At 58.0% G+C, this 14,763-nt stretch carries 17 protein-coding genes and 1 tRNA gene; 9 read left to right on the top strand and 9 right to left on the bottom strand.

Annotated elements, in window-relative coordinates; translation table 11 throughout:
* Positions 1-33: 33 nt before the first annotated feature.
* A complete protein-coding gene (gene trxA / locus AB4X18_RS08405; RefSeq protein WP_370399653.1) occupies positions 34-354 on the top strand; it encodes a thioredoxin in 321 nt (106 codons plus the stop codon).
* A gap of 47 nt (positions 355-401) precedes the next feature.
* Here the strand turns inward: trxA and AB4X18_RS08400 are convergent, their stop codons facing one another.
* Positions 402-1,307 carry a hypothetical protein gene (locus tag AB4X18_RS08400; protein ID WP_370399652.1) on the bottom strand — a complete coding sequence of 302 codons (906 nt, stop codon included), beginning with the start codon at positions 1,305-1,307 and terminating at the stop codon, positions 402-404.
* A 101-nt stretch (positions 1,308-1,408) separates the two neighbouring features.
* On the opposite strand from AB4X18_RS08400, the gene hslV reads away from it, so the two are divergent.
* On the top strand, positions 1,409-1,966 hold the full coding sequence (hslV, locus tag AB4X18_RS08395) for an ATP-dependent protease subunit HslV (protein ID WP_432817287.1): 558 nt from the start codon (positions 1,409-1,411) through the stop codon (positions 1,964-1,966).
* A complete protein-coding gene (gene hslU / locus AB4X18_RS08390; protein ID WP_370399650.1) occupies positions 1,963-3,270 on the top strand; it encodes an ATP-dependent protease ATPase subunit HslU in 1,308 nt (435 codons plus the stop codon). Before hslV ends, hslU begins: the two co-directional genes overlap by 4 nt.
* Positions 3,271-3,620: 350 nt before the next feature.
* Here hslU and AB4X18_RS08385 read toward each other — a convergent pair.
* Positions 3,621-3,718: transfer RNA gene (locus AB4X18_RS08385), tRNA-Leu, on the bottom strand.
* 139 nt (positions 3,719-3,857) lie between these two features.
* Here AB4X18_RS08385 and AB4X18_RS08380 point away from each other — a divergent pair.
* Positions 3,858-5,075 carry an MFS transporter gene (locus tag AB4X18_RS08380; RefSeq protein WP_370399649.1) on the top strand — a complete coding sequence of 406 codons (1,218 nt, stop codon included), beginning with the start codon at positions 3,858-3,860 and terminating at the stop codon, positions 5,073-5,075.
* Here the strand turns inward: AB4X18_RS08380 and AB4X18_RS08375 are convergent.
* The 3 genes from AB4X18_RS08375 to AB4X18_RS08365 are packed head-to-tail and all read right to left on the bottom strand — an operon-like array spanning position 5,072 to position 7,343.
* Positions 5,072-5,653, bottom strand: coding sequence for a Smr/MutS family protein (locus AB4X18_RS08375; RefSeq protein WP_370399648.1), 582 nt, complete (start codon positions 5,651-5,653; stop codon positions 5,072-5,074). The two genes, AB4X18_RS08380 and AB4X18_RS08375, sit on opposite strands and share 4 nt — an antisense overlap.
* A complete protein-coding gene (gene mltA / locus AB4X18_RS08370) occupies positions 5,650-6,672 on the bottom strand; it encodes a murein transglycosylase A (RefSeq protein ID WP_432817286.1) in 1,023 nt (340 codons plus the stop codon). Before mltA ends, AB4X18_RS08375 begins: the two co-directional genes overlap by 4 nt.
* 11 nt (positions 6,673-6,683) lie before the next feature.
* The gene (locus AB4X18_RS08365) at positions 6,684-7,343 is read right to left on the bottom strand and encodes a Tim44/TimA family putative adaptor protein (protein ID WP_370399647.1); all 660 of its coding nucleotides are present in this window, start codon (positions 7,341-7,343) and stop codon (positions 6,684-6,686) included.
* Positions 7,344-7,447: 104 nt separating this feature from the next.
* Between AB4X18_RS08365 and AB4X18_RS08360 the strand changes: the two genes are divergently transcribed.
* Together AB4X18_RS08360 and secB are read left to right on the top strand one after the other, a co-directional pair.
* A complete protein-coding gene (locus AB4X18_RS08360; protein ID WP_432817285.1) occupies positions 7,448-7,954 on the top strand; it encodes an FxsA family protein in 507 nt (168 codons plus the stop codon).
* A 59-nt stretch (positions 7,955-8,013) separates the two neighbouring features.
* The gene (gene secB, locus AB4X18_RS08355; protein WP_370399646.1) at positions 8,014-8,496 is read left to right on the top strand and encodes a protein-export chaperone SecB; all 483 of its coding nucleotides are present in this window, start codon (positions 8,014-8,016) and stop codon (positions 8,494-8,496) included.
* Here the strand turns inward: secB and dnaQ are convergent.
* The 4 genes from dnaQ to AB4X18_RS08335 are packed head-to-tail and all read right to left on the bottom strand — an operon-like array spanning position 8,493 to position 11,191.
* Positions 8,493-9,179 (bottom strand): DNA polymerase III subunit epsilon, encoded by a 687-nt coding sequence (gene dnaQ, locus AB4X18_RS08350; RefSeq protein ID WP_370399645.1) that lies wholly within the window; start codon positions 9,177-9,179, stop codon positions 8,493-8,495. The genes secB and dnaQ overlap by 4 nt on opposite strands.
* Entirely contained in the window at positions 9,172-9,762 is a 591-nt protein-coding gene (gene coaE, locus AB4X18_RS08345) for a dephospho-CoA kinase (RefSeq protein ID WP_370399644.1), read from the bottom strand. Before coaE ends, dnaQ begins: the two co-directional genes overlap by 8 nt.
* Positions 9,762-10,595 (bottom strand): shikimate dehydrogenase, encoded by an 834-nt coding sequence (locus AB4X18_RS08340; protein WP_432817284.1) that lies wholly within the window; start codon positions 10,593-10,595, stop codon positions 9,762-9,764. Before AB4X18_RS08340 ends, coaE begins: the two co-directional genes overlap by 1 nt.
* Entirely contained in the window at positions 10,592-11,191 is a 600-nt protein-coding gene (locus AB4X18_RS08335) for a Maf family protein (RefSeq protein ID WP_370399643.1), read from the bottom strand. Before AB4X18_RS08335 ends, AB4X18_RS08340 begins: the two co-directional genes overlap by 4 nt.
* A gap of 403 nt (positions 11,192-11,594) precedes the next feature.
* Between AB4X18_RS08335 and AB4X18_RS08330 the strand changes: the two genes are divergently transcribed.
* The 3 genes from AB4X18_RS08330 to mnmE all read left to right on the top strand — a co-directional run bounded on the left by AB4X18_RS08330 (position 11,595) and on the right by mnmE (position 14,754).
* Positions 11,595-12,044: a CopD family protein gene (locus AB4X18_RS08330; protein ID WP_370399642.1), complete on the top strand. Its 450-nt coding sequence runs from the start codon at positions 11,595-11,597 to the stop codon at positions 12,042-12,044.
* 124 nt (positions 12,045-12,168) lie between these two features.
* On the top strand, positions 12,169-13,440 hold the full coding sequence (rho, locus tag AB4X18_RS08325; RefSeq protein WP_370399641.1) for a transcription termination factor Rho: 1,272 nt from the start codon (positions 12,169-12,171) through the stop codon (positions 13,438-13,440).
* A 30-nt stretch (positions 13,441-13,470) separates the two neighbouring features.
* Complete coding sequence (gene mnmE, locus AB4X18_RS08320; protein WP_370399640.1) at positions 13,471-14,754, top strand: tRNA uridine-5-carboxymethylaminomethyl(34) synthesis GTPase MnmE; 1,284 nt, start codon at positions 13,471-13,473, stop codon at positions 14,752-14,754.
* Positions 14,755-14,763: the final 9 nt, after the last annotated feature.

Raw genomic sequence — 14,763 nt, 5'->3', positions numbered from 1 at the left:
CTTCTAACATTTTCGCTGTCAGGAGAGAGCACCATGGCCACTGTCGCAGTCACCGACGACACATTCGACGCAGAAGTGAAGCATTCCGATATCCCCGTAGTGGTGGATTTCTGGGCCGAATGGTGTGGCCCTTGCAAACAGATCGGCCCCTCCCTGGAAGAGCTTTCCAGCGAGATGGACGGCAAGGTTAAGATCGTCAAAGTGAACGTGGACGAGAATCCGAATTCGCCCGCCCAGATGGGTGTGCGGGGCATCCCGGCGCTGTTCCTGTTCAAGGACGGTCAGGTTGTCGCCAACATGGCCGGCGCCAAGCCAAAGGCGGCGCTGCAAAGCTGGATCGAAGAATCGCTCTGATCGTCAGCACGACCTCGTAGGTTCAAGGGCGTCCTGATGGGGCGCCCTTAATCCATGGGCCATCCAAAACGCCGTAGACGTGCGGCAATCCTGTCGCGCGCATCATCCTTACCGGCGTTGATGCTTTGCGACTGCCAGAACCACCAGATGTAGGCCGCGTAATCGGGTTGATGGATGGCAACCTGATCGAAGCTTTTTTGCAGGTCATCCATGTTTGCCTTGATGGCGATATGGTGGAAATCGATCCCGGCAAACAGAAGGGCGGGCTTTCCGAAGAAAAGCCCGCTGAACGCCGCGCCGGAATTCTGGCTGACCACGAAATCACAGTCCTGCAGATAACGCACCATGTCCCCTTTTGCGATCTCAAGGCGCGGGTTCTGGCGGGCAAGGGTTTCCAACGCGGCAAGCTCCGCGGCACCATACGCCTCCTTGGGGTGCAAGGTGGCGATGATCTGACGGTCAGGGGCGTGGATCAGACAATGACCGATCATGTCCAGCGGGCTGCACTTCTGAAACGACCGTTTTTGCAATAGTCGGCCCTGCAACGGAACATAGATGTATCCGCGTTGCCGGGTTTGCTTCACCGCATCGTCAAATAACCGCCTTTGCCAGAAGCCATAGAACCGCGCAGCGTCGCCGGAGACGCGGGCGGGATCGAACGTCGCCTTTGCTGTATCCCAGTTCCACCGCTCGGACGTTTGTTCGATCTGCCAGAACGGATATTCATAGACCCTGCGAAAGATCAGCGCGCGCGGGATGTCAGGTTTGACCATGTGGCACAACGCATGCACATCAGGCAGCAGAATGGAGGGCGGTAGATCATGAAATTCGACCCTAAACAGGAACTTTTCGACAGTTTCCTGCATCAGTTTGACGAAGGGATGCGCGCCGGATTCTGCGCGTTCGCGCAACGAAGGCTCAAGATAAAACCGCATGGGAAGGTGGTCTGACATGCCCCGAACGCTATCTGCGCGGGACGGGACCCACAAGGCCGGCAACCCTTGTGTGCCCCGCGCCGGAGGGTCATATAGAGCGCGGAGAGACGGAGAATTTTATGTCAGAACACGCCTTCCCCGGATGGCACGGGACCACGATCATCGGCGTCAAGAAAGGCGGCGAGGTCGTGATTGCCGGCGACGGCCAGGTCAGCCTGGGTCAGACCGTGATCAAGGGCACGGCCCGCAAGGTGCGCAGGCTCAGCCCCGGCGGTTTCGAAGTAGTGGCCGGTTTTGCGGGCTCGACCGCGGATGCCTTCACCCTACTGGAACGGCTGGAGGCCAAGCTGGAGGCGACGCCAGGCCAACTGGCACGCGCGTCGGTCGAACTGGCTAAGGACTGGCGGACAGATAAATACCTGCAAAAGCTGGAGGCGATGCTGATCGTGACCGATGGCAGCGATTTGCTGGTGATCACGGGCGCGGGCGATGTGCTGGAACCGGAACACAACGTCGCGGCCATCGGGTCGGGCGGGAATTTTGCACTGGCTGCCGCACGTGGCCTGATCGACAGCGACCGCGACGCCGAAACCGTGGCACGCGACGCGATGGCGATTGCGTCGGACATCTGCGTCTACACCAACGGCAATCTGACCGTGGAGAAAATCTCTAAATGACTGATCTGACACCCCGCGAAATCGTCTCCGAACTGGATCGGTTCATCATCGGGCAAAAGGACGCAAAGCGCGCCGTTGCCGTGGCGTTGCGCAACCGTTGGCGGCGCAAGCAACTGGATGATGACCTGCGGGAGGAAGTCTATCCCAAGAACATCCTGATGATCGGGCCCACCGGTGTCGGCAAGACCGAGATCAGCCGCCGTCTGGCGAAGCTGGCGCGCGCGCCGTTCCTGAAGGTCGAAGCAACGAAGTTTACCGAAGTCGGTTATGTCGGTCGGGACGTGGAGCAAATCATTCGCGATCTGGTCGACTCGTCAATCGCGATGACCCGCGAGCACATGCGCGAAGACGTGAAGGCGGGCGCACACACTGCGGCCGAGGAACGCGTGATTGACGCGATTGCGGGACCGGACGCACGTGAAGGCACGCGGGACATGTTTCGCAAGAAGCTGAAATCTGGCGAGCTGGACGACACCATGATCGATCTGGAAGTCGCCGATACCTCCAACCCGTTTCAGATGATGGATATCCCCGGCCAACCCGGCGCCGGGGCAGGGATGATGAACCTTGGTGACCTGTTCGGCAAAGCGATGGGCGGGCGCACCACCAAGAAAAGGCTGTCTGTCGCGGAAAGCTATGAAGTGCTGATCGGGGAGGAAGCTGACAAACTGCTGGACGACGAAACCGTGACCCGCGCGGCGATTGAGGCGGTGGAGCAAAACGGGATCGTGTTTCTGGATGAGATCGACAAAGTCTGCGCCCGGTCAGATGCGCGCGGCGGCGATGTCAGCCGCGAAGGTGTGCAGCGCGACCTGCTGCCGCTGATCGAAGGCACCACCGTCAGCACCAAGCACGGGCCGGTGAAAACCGATCACGTGTTGTTCATCGCGTCGGGTGCATTTCACATCGCCAAACCGTCCGACCTGTTGCCGGAATTGCAGGGCCGTCTGCCGATCCGCGTCGAACTGCGTGCGCTGACGGAAGAGGATTTCGTGCGCATCCTGACGGAGACGGACAATGCGCTGACCCTGCAATACACCGCGTTGATGGGCACCGAAGACGTCACCGTCAGCTTTACCCCTGAAGGGATCGCCGCGCTGGCCAAGATTGCGGCGGACGTGAACCAATCGATTGAGAACATCGGCGCGCGCAGGCTTTATACCGTGATGGAACGGGTGTTTGAGGAGTTGTCCTTTACCGCACCGGACCGCGCGGGAGAGGCGATAGAGGTGAACGAAGACTTCGTTGACAAGAACCTTGGTGAATTGACCAAATCCACGGACCTCAGCCGCTACGTGCTTTAGACACCGCCATGTTTAGATGGTATGAAGCCTTCGACGAAAGCACGCCTAATGCCCTCGTGAGTGAAAGTCTTTACCACTTCAGCTTCTGTCGCTCCAAACGCCCCAGTTTCCACTAGAAGCTTCAAATGCTCACGCGTCTTATCTGACAAGCTCGGCTGGACTTTTCCTTGGCGTTTCGAATCGCTAACCATCAGAAGAATTTAACATATCGCCATTTTATGATCTAATTATAATCCATTTGAAGTCCATTTAGATGCTATTTGCACTACTTCTTGTAGATTTAGACTTTGACACCCAAAATATAGTATGCAAAATTAAAGGGCAGCGGAGCGATACTCCACTGCCCTTCTTGGCGGGTGCGGTGGGATTCGAACCCACGGGGGCCGGTTATGAAGCAAGCCCCGTCGGATTTTGAGTCCGGTGCAATAGACCGCTCTGCCACGTACCCATAGTGCGGCCCATATTAGTTGGGCCGCACTGCAAGTAAACCCCAATATGTTGTAAGAATTGCCACATCATGTGGATAACTTGTATTTGCTGGGGATTAGTCTTTTCCCTCTCGGTACTTTGACTGAAACGAAAGACCTATGGGCTACCTCAGCTTTCTGCGCATCAACTGGCTTTTTCTGCTGGCGGGCTTTCTGCTTACCTTCACGTCGTCCTATGGGCAGACGTATTTCATTTCCCTCTTCGCCGGAGAGATCAAGACCGACTTCGGGCTTAGCGACGGGCAATGGGGCGGCATCTATACGATCGGGACCACGGCATCGGCGATTGCGATGATCTGGGTGGGTGTCCTGACGGATCGCTTTCGTATCCGTGTGCTTGCGCTTGGGGTGATGCTGGGCCTTGCGATGGCCTGTCTTGCGATGGCGGCGAATACGTCTTGGATCCTGCTGATCGGTGTGATTTTCGCGCTGCGTCTGACGGGGCAGGGGATGATGTCGCAACTGGGGTCCGTTGCGATGGTGCGCTGGTTCGAAGCCACGCGTGGCAAGGCGCTTTCGCTGTCGTCGATGGGTTACGCGGTGGGGCAGGCGGTGCTGCCCGTGGTGTTCGTGGCGCTGTTTGCGGTGATGCACTGGCGCAGCTTGTGGGTACTGGCAGCCGGGCTTGTGGTGGTGACCATCCCCGTTTTGCTGAGCCTTCTACGCCAGGAACGCACGCCGCAAAGCATGGCGGCACAAGCGCAGATCGCAGGCATGCACGGTCGGCATTGGACCCGGAGCGAGGCATTGCGGTCACCGCTGTTTTTTCTGATGATCCCGATGGTGGCCGGGCCGTCTGCCTGGGGCACGGCACTGTTCTTTCAACAGGTGCATCTGGTGGAGGTAAAAGGCTGGGAACTGGTGCAGTTCGTGGCACTGATGCCGGTTTATACCCTGTCGTCCATCGTGGCGACATTCGTGTCCGGCTGGGCCATCGACCGGTTTGGTGTCAGTCGGATCGTCCCGCTTCAGATGCTGCCCTTTGCGCTGTCCTTCATGGTTTTGGCCTTTGCAGACACTATTTTCATGGCCGGGGTCGGATTGGTCATCTTTGGCGTCGGACAGGGGATGCACGCGACAGGTTCAGCCACCTTCTGGGCGGAATATTACGGGACGCGCCATATCGGGGCGATCAAGGCGGCGGCGGCGGCGCTGATGGTTTTCGGGTCCGCCATTGGTCCGGGGGTGACAGGCGCGCTGATCGATTGGGGTGTGGATTTCCCGCAGCAAATGCTGCCGATCGCCGTTTTCTATCTGGCAGCGGCGGCATTAGGGACACTTGGGATTCTCAGATACCGCCCGACACTGGGTCGCTAGCGCTGTCGCCGGAGGTACACGTAGTAGGCACCACTGCCGCCGTGGCTGATATGTGCCTGGGTGACCTGCAACACGACGGATGACAGGGGCGCCATGCCCAGCCATTGCGGCACCTGATGGCGCAGCACCCCGTGACGCACGGGGATGGGTCCACCTTCGTCGCGCATCTTGCCTTTGCCAGTAATCACCAACACCAGCCGCTTGCCGCTCTTATGCGCCGACAGGATGAACCGGCTAAGCGCGGGATGCGCGCGATCCAGCGTCATGCCATGCAGATCAATTCGACCCTCGGGTTTCAGCTTGCCGCGCTTCATCTTGCCAAACGCTTTCTGGTCCATCTGCACGGGCGCGGCGTTGATCTGTTCAGGCAGCGATGGTGTCAGGTTGTGACCCGGCTTTCGTGTCTTGGAAGTGGGTTTGCCAAGCACAATGGTCTTGGCCTTTCGGATGGCGGGCAGGGACGGTTGATCCGTGTCAATCTCGGGCGTGAACAGCGTTTTCAGGTCGAGTTTTTCCGTCCGTTCCGTGACCTTGCGCCAAAGCTCAAGATCATCCTTGTTCAGGCCGCGCCGTTTCACAGGGCGCTTTCAGGCAGCAAGGCATAGGCGCGTTGAATGGGCATCAGTACCAGCATCCGGCCGGGATCCCGCAGCGTACCAGCGGCACGCCCGGCCGCGTCACCTGTTCCAAAGAACACGTCAGCGCGTTGCGCGCCCTTGATCGCAGACCCGGTGTCCTGCGCAATCATTAATCGCCGGAGGGGGTTCGCGCCGTCTTTCTCGATCCAGACGGGCGCGCCGAGGGTGACGTGCGCGGGATCAACGGCGATGGACCGCATCGCCGTCACGGATCGGTTCATTGCGCCCAAGGGCCCTTGATCCGGTGGCACGCGGCTGACTTCACGGAAAAAGACATAGGACGGATTGTGGAACAGCAGTTCCTGCCCGGCATCCGGATTGCGACGAACCCAGTTCTTGATCACTTCCGCACTTACCTGATGCGGCTGGTACACGCCGCGCTGGACCAGTTCGACCCCGATGGACCGGTAGGGATGGCCGTTCGCCCCGCGATAACCCACCCGGATGTAGGACCCGTCAGGTAAACGAATGCGGCCGGAACCCTGGATCTGCAGAAAGAACAGTTCAACCGGGTCATCGACCCACGCAATCTCCAACCCGCGCCCATCCATGACACCGCTGGTCAGGATCTGTCGGCGCGTCAACCAGGGAGAATTCCGCTTTGCCTCCGTCGGCATGGCATACACCGGAAAGCGGTACCTGCTGGAGCGGTATTTGTCGCCCTCAAGCTCTGGTTCAAAATAGCCGGTGAAAAGGGGGTCTTGCCCGTCTTCGATCAATACAGGGCGAAAAAAAAGTTCAAAGAACTGGCGCGGATCCGGGTTTTGCCGGGCATAGGCGCAGACCGCGCGCCAGTCGGGTTGTTTCATGTCACCGCAGGTGCTCAGGAAGACATTGAATGCCGCAGTGTGATCGTCCTTGTCCCATCCTTCAAGCTGGTCGAATTCCAGCACGCTGTAGGAAACATCACTGGCTGCCGCAGGTGTCACCAGAATGCCCCCCGCCGCAGCCAATGCCAAGACTGCATGTCTTAACCGTCTGTAGATACCAACAGCCAATTTGGATCGTCCGAACCCATGATGCGGGCAAATACCCAGGTATCTTTCTGGCGTTTGATCTCTGTCGTGCTGCCTTCGATGATATCACCGGCCTTGTCGCGCACGGCGGAATTCAGCTCGGCCACGAAACGCATCGTGACTTCAGCTTCGTTGGTGTCAGGGTCCAGAGTGGCGTCTTCCAGTTCAAGTTCCCGCACGCCGATGAAATTCGCCTCGATCGTCAGCCCCTGATCTTCTCGCGCGGCCACGCCATCGACAAAACTTTCATAGATTTCCTCGGACAGCAGGGGCTGGATTTCCGCCAGATCGCCGCGCTCATACCCCATGACAATCATCTCATACGCGCCGCGCGCGCCGCTGAGGAAATCACCGACGTTGAAAGACGGCTCAAGCCGCTTCATCGCGGCCAGAGCCTTGCCCTGATCGCTGTCTTCCGGGAAATGATCGGTGATATCGAGGTCGGGACCGCCTTCGATCACTTCGAAGGCCGGCCCTTTCCGCTTGGCCGGTGCCTGATCCACGGCGGGAGGCTTTTCAAAACCTTCGCGGGTGCCCAGCACGTTACGCAGGCGTAGGATCAGAAAAACAGCAATACCGGCAAGAACCAGAAGCTGTAACATAGGAGAGTTCATCGAAACCTCATCAGGCAAAACATGGAAACATCGCGCTTTGGACCTTATGTAGGTGCATGAGCGGGGTGAGTCCACTCCGCCCCCAAGATAAGGACCCCGTCGCCATGTGGCTTTTGATCGCATTTATCGCAGTTCCTCTGATTGAGATCGGACTTTTCATTCAGGTCGGTGGTGCAATCGGGTTGTGGCCAACGCTTTTGATCGTGGTGGTAACCGCCGTTCTGGGCACGTTTCTTGTGCGCACCCAAGGGGCGATGGCGCTGGGACAGTTGCGCAGTTCATTCTCCGATCTGCGCGATCCGACGGAACCGCTGGTGCATGGTGCGATGATCCTGTTTGCCGGCGCTTTATTGCTGACGCCAGGGTTTTTCACGGATGCGGTTGGATTCGCCTTGCTGGTACCAGGGGTGCGGCAAGCAGCCTACAAGGCGCTGCGCGCACGGGTAAACGTGCAGGCCTTTGAAACACACCAACAACAATACGGTCAGCACGATACCGCAGGGCGCGGCGGGCCGACCTCGCGCGGCGGGGACGTGATCGACGGCGAATACCGCGAGATACCAGAGGATGAGGCGCAGCGGCGCGGCCCGTCAGGCTGGACAAAGCATTGAGGGCACGCCGCCAACCTGCTAAGCCCGCGCAATTCTAATTCACCACGAGGGAAAATTCGATGGCAGAGAACGAAGCCGCCAAGCCGACCGCACCGCAGATGCGCGTTCTGGGGCAATACATCCGCGACATGTCCTTTGAAAACATCATGGCGCAAAAAGGCGCAGCGGCAGATGTGCAACCGGATGTGCAGGTGCAGGTCAATCTGGATGCAAAAAAACGCACCGCTGACAAGCAGTACGAATCCGCGATCAAGCTGAACGTGACCTCGAAAGCGAAGGAGGGTGATACAACCCTGTTCCTTCTGGAGATCGATTATGTCGGTATTTTCCACATCGACAATGTGCCGGAAGAGCAGATCCACCCCTTCCTGTTGATCGAATGCCCGCGCATGATCTTTCCGTTTCTGCGCCGTGTCGTCAGCGACATCACACGGGATGGCGGCTTCCCACCGCTGAACCTGGAAAACATCGATTTCATGTCGCTATACCGCAATGAGATTGCGCGGCGTCAGGCCGAAAACCCGCCAAAGGCTGACGCCTAAGCTTTGGACCACAGTGGGTCGTCGCCCAGTTTGCTGATGAATTCGGCATGGGCGGCGGCCTCTTGTTCCGACAACCGGGAGGGCAGAGGCATCGGGCGGGGCTGGGGTTTCCACCCGTTTGTCACCGTTTCGCCGGTGGAGTCAGATCGGTGAGACAGCGCAAAATCCGGCTGCCGCCCGCCGATCAGTTCAAGATACACTTCTGCCAGAATTTCACTGTCCAGCAAGGCCCCGTGCAGGGTACGCGCCCCGTTGTCGATGTTGAAACGGCGGCACAATGCATCCAGTGACGCGGGCGAGCCGGGGAATTTCTTGCGGGCGATGGCAAGGGTATCAATCGCCTGCTCCCACGGGATTTGTGGCAGGTTCATCCACTTCAGCTCCGCATTCAGAAACTTGATGTCAAAGGCGGCATTGTGAATGACCAGCTTGGCATCGCCGATGAAATCCAGAAACGCCTGGCCGACCTGTGCAAACTTCGGCTTGTCACGCAGAAAATCGTCGCCCAGCCCATGCACCTGAAACGCGTCCTCCGGCATGGCACGTTCGGGGTTGATGTACTGGTGATAGGTTTTGCCGGTGGCCACGTGACCCATCAGTTCAACCGCTCCAATTTCAACGATCCGGTCGCCGGTTTCAGGATCAAACCCAGTGGTTTCGGTATCCAGTACGATCTCACGCATCTGCGATCTTTCCCCTTATGTCCAAAAGCACGTCTTGCACCTGTTGGCGCGCGTGTTCCAATGTGTCCGTCTCTATCACATAGTCTGCCCGCGCGCATTTCTCTTCAATCGGCATCTGCTTTGCAAGAATGGTTTCGAACTGCGTCTCGGACATCGTCCCACGGGCCATGACGCGTTCCCGTTGCAGCTTGGAATCGACCCTAACACAGGCAGTTGCGTCCATTTTCGCATCGCCCCCCGTCTCAAACAGCAGCGGGATATCCAGAACGACAATGTCTGCGTCAGTATTTGAAAGGAAATCCGCCCGGTCTTCCGCCACAAGCGGATGCACGATGGCTTCAATGCGCTTCAACGCGGTGGGATCGTTGCCGATGATCTGCTTGAGGCGGTCGCGGGAGACAGCGCCGTCTTCGATCGCGGATGGAAAGGCGCTGCCCATCGGCGCAACGGCTTTGCCACCTTTCGCATAAAGGCGGTGCACCGCGGCGTCCGCATCCCAGACCGAGCAGCCTTCGGCGGCAAACATCTGTGCGGTGGTTGTCTTTCCCATCCCGATGGACCCAGTCAGACCAAGCAGGAACATCAGCGCAGCACAGCCGCGCGCGTGGCGCTGTCGACCGCGGGACGGGTGCCGAACCAGCGTTCAAAGGCCGGCACGGCCTGATGCAGGAGCATGCCAAGGCCATCCACGGTGATGCAGCCCATTTCCTCTGCCGTTTCAAGAAGTTGCGTTCTAAGCGGTGCGTAAACCAGATCCGTGACCACCGCCCCTTTTTGCAACCCGTCCAACGGCACGCGCATTTCATTCTTGCCGATCATGCCAAGCGACGTGGTGTTCACGACAAGCGCTGCGTGGTCAAACATGTTGCCGGCCTGAACCCAATCAAAAACCTGCAGGCGGCTGCCGAAATCCGCCTTCAGTTTTTCTGCCCGGACCCGTGTTCGGTTGGAAAGCAGGATTTGGGGAACGCCCGCATCCAGAAGAGATGCAATGACGGCACGTGCCGCACCGCCTGCGCCCAACACCGCGGCCGGCCCGGAGCGGGGGTTCCAATCGGGCGCCCCGGTCTTGAGGTTTTCCATGAACCCGTAGCCGTCGGTGTTGTCGGCATGGATCTTGCCGTCCTTGCGAAAGATCAGCGTATTCGCCGCTCCGATGAGGATCGCCCGATCCGTGATCAGATCAGCGATGGACAGCACCGCCTCCTTGTGAGGAATGGTGATATTGACGCCCACAAACCCCATCCTGGGAAGCATGCGGATGGCGTCCTGCAGATCATGGGCCCCAATGTCCATCGGGATGTAATGCCCCTTGATCCCATAGGTCTTGAGCCAGTGACCATGCAGTTGTGGCGATTTGGAATGCGCAATGGGTGAACCGATCACGCCGGCCAGTGGGATTTTGGAGGCAGTCATGAAGCGAGGTCTCCGCGCAGGGTCAGATAATTCAGAAGTTCCAGAAGTGGCATACCAAGGACATGAAAGTAATCCCCTTGCACATGAGAGAACAGCCGCACGCCCTCTTCTTCAAGCAGATAACAGCCGACCGCGTGCCGGATGCTGTCCCAATTCCGCTCAACGTAACCCTCCAGATAGGCGTCGCTGGCATCGCGCATGCGCAAACGCACCTGACCGATGTGACGCCAGATGGGTTTGCCACCTTCGTAGAGGACGGCAGCGGAAAGCAGCATGTGCTGGCTGCCACGCAGCGATTTAAGCTGTGCGAGTGCTGCGTCGGGGTCGGCTGCCTTGGACAACAGCGTACCCTTGTGATCCAGAACCTGATCACAGCCCAGCACCAGCGCATCGGGATGCTTTTCGCTGATCTTGCGGGCTTTCATTTCTGCAAGGGTATATGCGATGTCGCGTGGGGGCGCGTCTTCTGACAACAGTGCTGCCTTGATCATCTCTTCATCGACAAGCGGGGGGATGACTTTATGATCCACGCAAGCCTGCCGCAGCAGCTGCGACCGGATTTGTGATCCTGATGCAAGGATGAGGGGCTGAACCATGTGGATATCCTGTGTGGAGTCTTAAGGACTTCTTAAGGGTTTTCCCCGCAGAATCCATCCGGACGACAGAACTGAAATGCTTGACGATGGCACCGCTGGTTTCATAACGATTCCCGCACCTGTGCATGAGGATAAGACCCAGCCGTGGGGGAATCTGTGCAGTGCACAGGTTTCAGGCTTGCTATCCACAGGGGGGGTTGCTGTCATTTACTGTTAACCTGTTGATTTTAAATCAATAAATTCTTCTTGTATCTGATTTATCCCAGCGGGCGTTCGATGATTGTACAGCTGTGTGTCATATCGGGTGAAACCGGATAATCCACAGCGGATCGCGCCCCTACAAACAACATCATCTTTCTTCTTTTCTTTATTTATATAAGAAGGGCCGGGAACGGAGGGTTGCATGTCTGACTTGCTTGCGTCGATCTATCCCTGGATCAAGGCGTTTCATATCATCTCGGTCATTTCGTGGATGGCAGCGCTTTTCTATCTGCCGCGTCTGCTGGTGCACCATACCGAACGCGTGGGGTTGAGCGGGGAGACACATGCGCTTTTCACGATGATGGAAGGTAAGCTTGCGAAGGTGATCATGTCACCGGCGATGGCGGCATCCTGGACATTCGGGTTGCTGCTGGTGGCGACACCCGGGATTGTCGATTGGTCTTTTGTCTGGCCCTGGACCAAATTGGCGGGCATCCTGGCGATGACGGCATTTCACGTGTGGCTGACCCGACGGGTGAAGGGTTTTGCCGCGGGGGAGAACACCCTGACGGGCAGGCAATACCGGATGATGAACGAAGTCCCGACCGTGCTGATGATCGTGATCGTGTTTTCGGTTGTCCTGAAATTCTGACCTGATTGACTCGGGCGACCCGAACGGTCTATATGGCGGCGTTGTCCGTCCGGGTGACGTCTCTGCTTTCCATTTGAATACGACCAGCCATGTGACCTTGGGTTACGGCTGTAAAGGACACTTCATGACAACCGACACGCTGAACCTTGCTGATCTGAAGGCGCAGACCCCCAAGAACCTTCTGGCGATGGCGGAGGATCTTGAGATCGAAAACGCCTCCACCATGCGCAAGGGGGAGATGATGTTCCAGATCCTGCGCGAACGCGCGGATGAAGGATGGGAAATCTCGGGGGATGGTGTGCTGGAGGTGCTGCAGGACGGTTTCGGTTTTCTGCGCTCTCCCGAAGCGAACTATCTGCCGGGCCCGGATGATATCTATGTTTCGCCCGAGATGATCCGACAGTGGTCCTTGCGGACCGGGGACACCATCGAGGGGCTTATCAAGGCACCCGATGACAATGAGCGGTACTTTGCGCTGACGGAAGTCACGAAGATCAATTTTGAGGCGCCGGAAAAGGCCCGCCACAAGGTGGCCTTCGAAAACCTGACGCCGCTTTACCCAGATGAGCGGCTGACGATGGAGGTGGATGATCCGACGCTGAAGGATAGATCGGCCCGGATCATCGATCTGGTATCGCCGATCGGCAAAGGCCAGCGCGCGCTGATCACCGCGCCACCGCGGACCGGCAAGACGGTCCTGTTGCAGAACATCGCCAATTCGATCGAGAAGAACCATCCTGAGTGCTATTTGATCGTGCTGCTGATTGACGAACGTCCCGAAGAGGTGACGGACATGCAGCGATCCGTGAAGGGGGAAGTGGTGTCATCCACCTTTGATGAACCTGCGACGCGGCACGTCGCGGTGTCCGACATGGTGATCGAGAAAGCAAAACGTCTGGTAGAGCATAAACGGGATGTGGTGATCCTGCTCGATTCCATCACCCGTCTGGGGCGTGCGTTCAACACGGTTGTGCCGTCCTCTGGCAAAGTACTGACAGGTGGTGTGGACGCCAATGCACTGCAGCGGCCCAAGCGGTTCTTTGGTGCGGCACGGAACATCGAAGAGGGCGGATCGCTGACGATCATTGCAACGGCGTTGATCGATACCGGGTCACGGATGGATGAAGTGATCTTTGAGGAATTCAAGGGTACCGGTAACTCCGAGATCATCCTGGATCGCAAGATTGCCGACAAACGCGTGTTCCCGGCAATTGATATTCTGAAGTCGGGTACCCGGAAGGAAGACCTGTTGATCGACAAGATCGATCTTCAGAAAACGTTTGTGCTGCGCCGGATCCTGAACCCGATGGGGACGACGGATGCGATTGAATTCCTGATCGGGAAATTGAAGCAGACCAAAACGAACGCGGACTTCTTCGACTCAATGAATACGTAAAAATTTCGCGATAACAACAGGTTATGTGAGATGGAGACGATTTTCGCCCAAGCGACGGCAATGGGCCGGGCGGGTGTTTGCGTGGTTCGGTTATCCGGGCCGCGTGCCTTTGCCATCGCGGAAGATATCAGCGGGACGTTGCCGGAGGCGCGGATGGTCGCGCTGCGCAAGATCAGGGATCGTGAGGGCGGTCTGATCGACACAGGGTTGGTCGTCGCGTTTCCGGGTCCGCACAGCTTTACCGGAGAGGATATTGTCGAGCTGCATCTTCACGGGAGCATCGCGGTTGTTAGGGCGGTGCTTGCGGTGCTGGCGCGCTTTGATGGTGCGCGACTTGCTGAGCCTGGGGAGTTCACCCGTCGCGCATTGGAGAATGAACGGCTTGACCTGACGCAGGTCGAAGGGCTCGCTGATCTGATTGATGCGGAAACGGAGGCACAGCGCAAGCAGGCGCTGCGCGTGGTGTCGGGGCATTTGGGCGAGTTGGTGGAAGGCTGGCGCGCTGATTTGATCAGGGCTGCTGCGCTGCTTGAAGCGACGATTGATTTTGCGGATGAAGACGTACCCGTTGATGTGACGCCCGAAGTGGAGGCGCTGCTGGCGCGGGTACAGGCGCAGTTGCAGGCGGAGATTGCGGGGAGCCATGTTGCTGAGCGGATACGCACGGGGTTTGAAGTTGCCATTCTGGGCGCGCCGAATGCGGGCAAATCGACGCTTCTAAATGCTCTGGCTGGCAGGGAGGCCGCGATCACGTCGGAGATTGCAGGGACCACGCGGGATGTGATCGAAGTCCGGATGGATCTGGGTGGCTTGCCGGTGACATTGCTGGATACTGCCGGGCTGCGCGAAAGTGATGACGCAATTGAAGCGATCGGCGTCAGCCGCGCCCTTGCCCGGGCGGATGAAGCGGATGTGCGGGTCTTTCTGTCGGAAAATCCCGATGATCTGATCGCGCGGCCGCGGGACGGTGATATCGTCCTGTTACCCAAAGCTGATTTGCGTCAGGACGGTGCAGGTATCTCCGGCAAGACGGGGCAAGGTGTGGAATCGCTGATTGCGCAGCTACAAAACGTTCTGGCGTCGCGAACATCTGCCGTCGGCGTTGCGACACATGCCCGTCACAGGTCAGTTATGGAAACAGCGATCAATGGATTGTTGCAGGCAGATTTGGTATTGCAGCGGGGTCCTGATCAATATGAGCTGGCAGCGGAAGAGCTGCGCCATGTGATACGGGCGTTGGAAGGCTTGATCGGGCGCGTTGACGTTGAAGCCTTGCTGGACGAAATCTTTGCCAGCTTCTGCTTGGGGAAATAATGGAGTGTT

This window comes from Sulfitobacter rhodophyticola, from assembly GCF_041281685.2.
GTDB lineage: Bacteria > Pseudomonadota > Alphaproteobacteria > Rhodobacterales > Rhodobacteraceae > Sulfitobacter.
The sequence above is the reverse complement of the archived record's forward strand: the minus strand, read 5'-3'. Positions and strand labels throughout refer to the sequence as shown.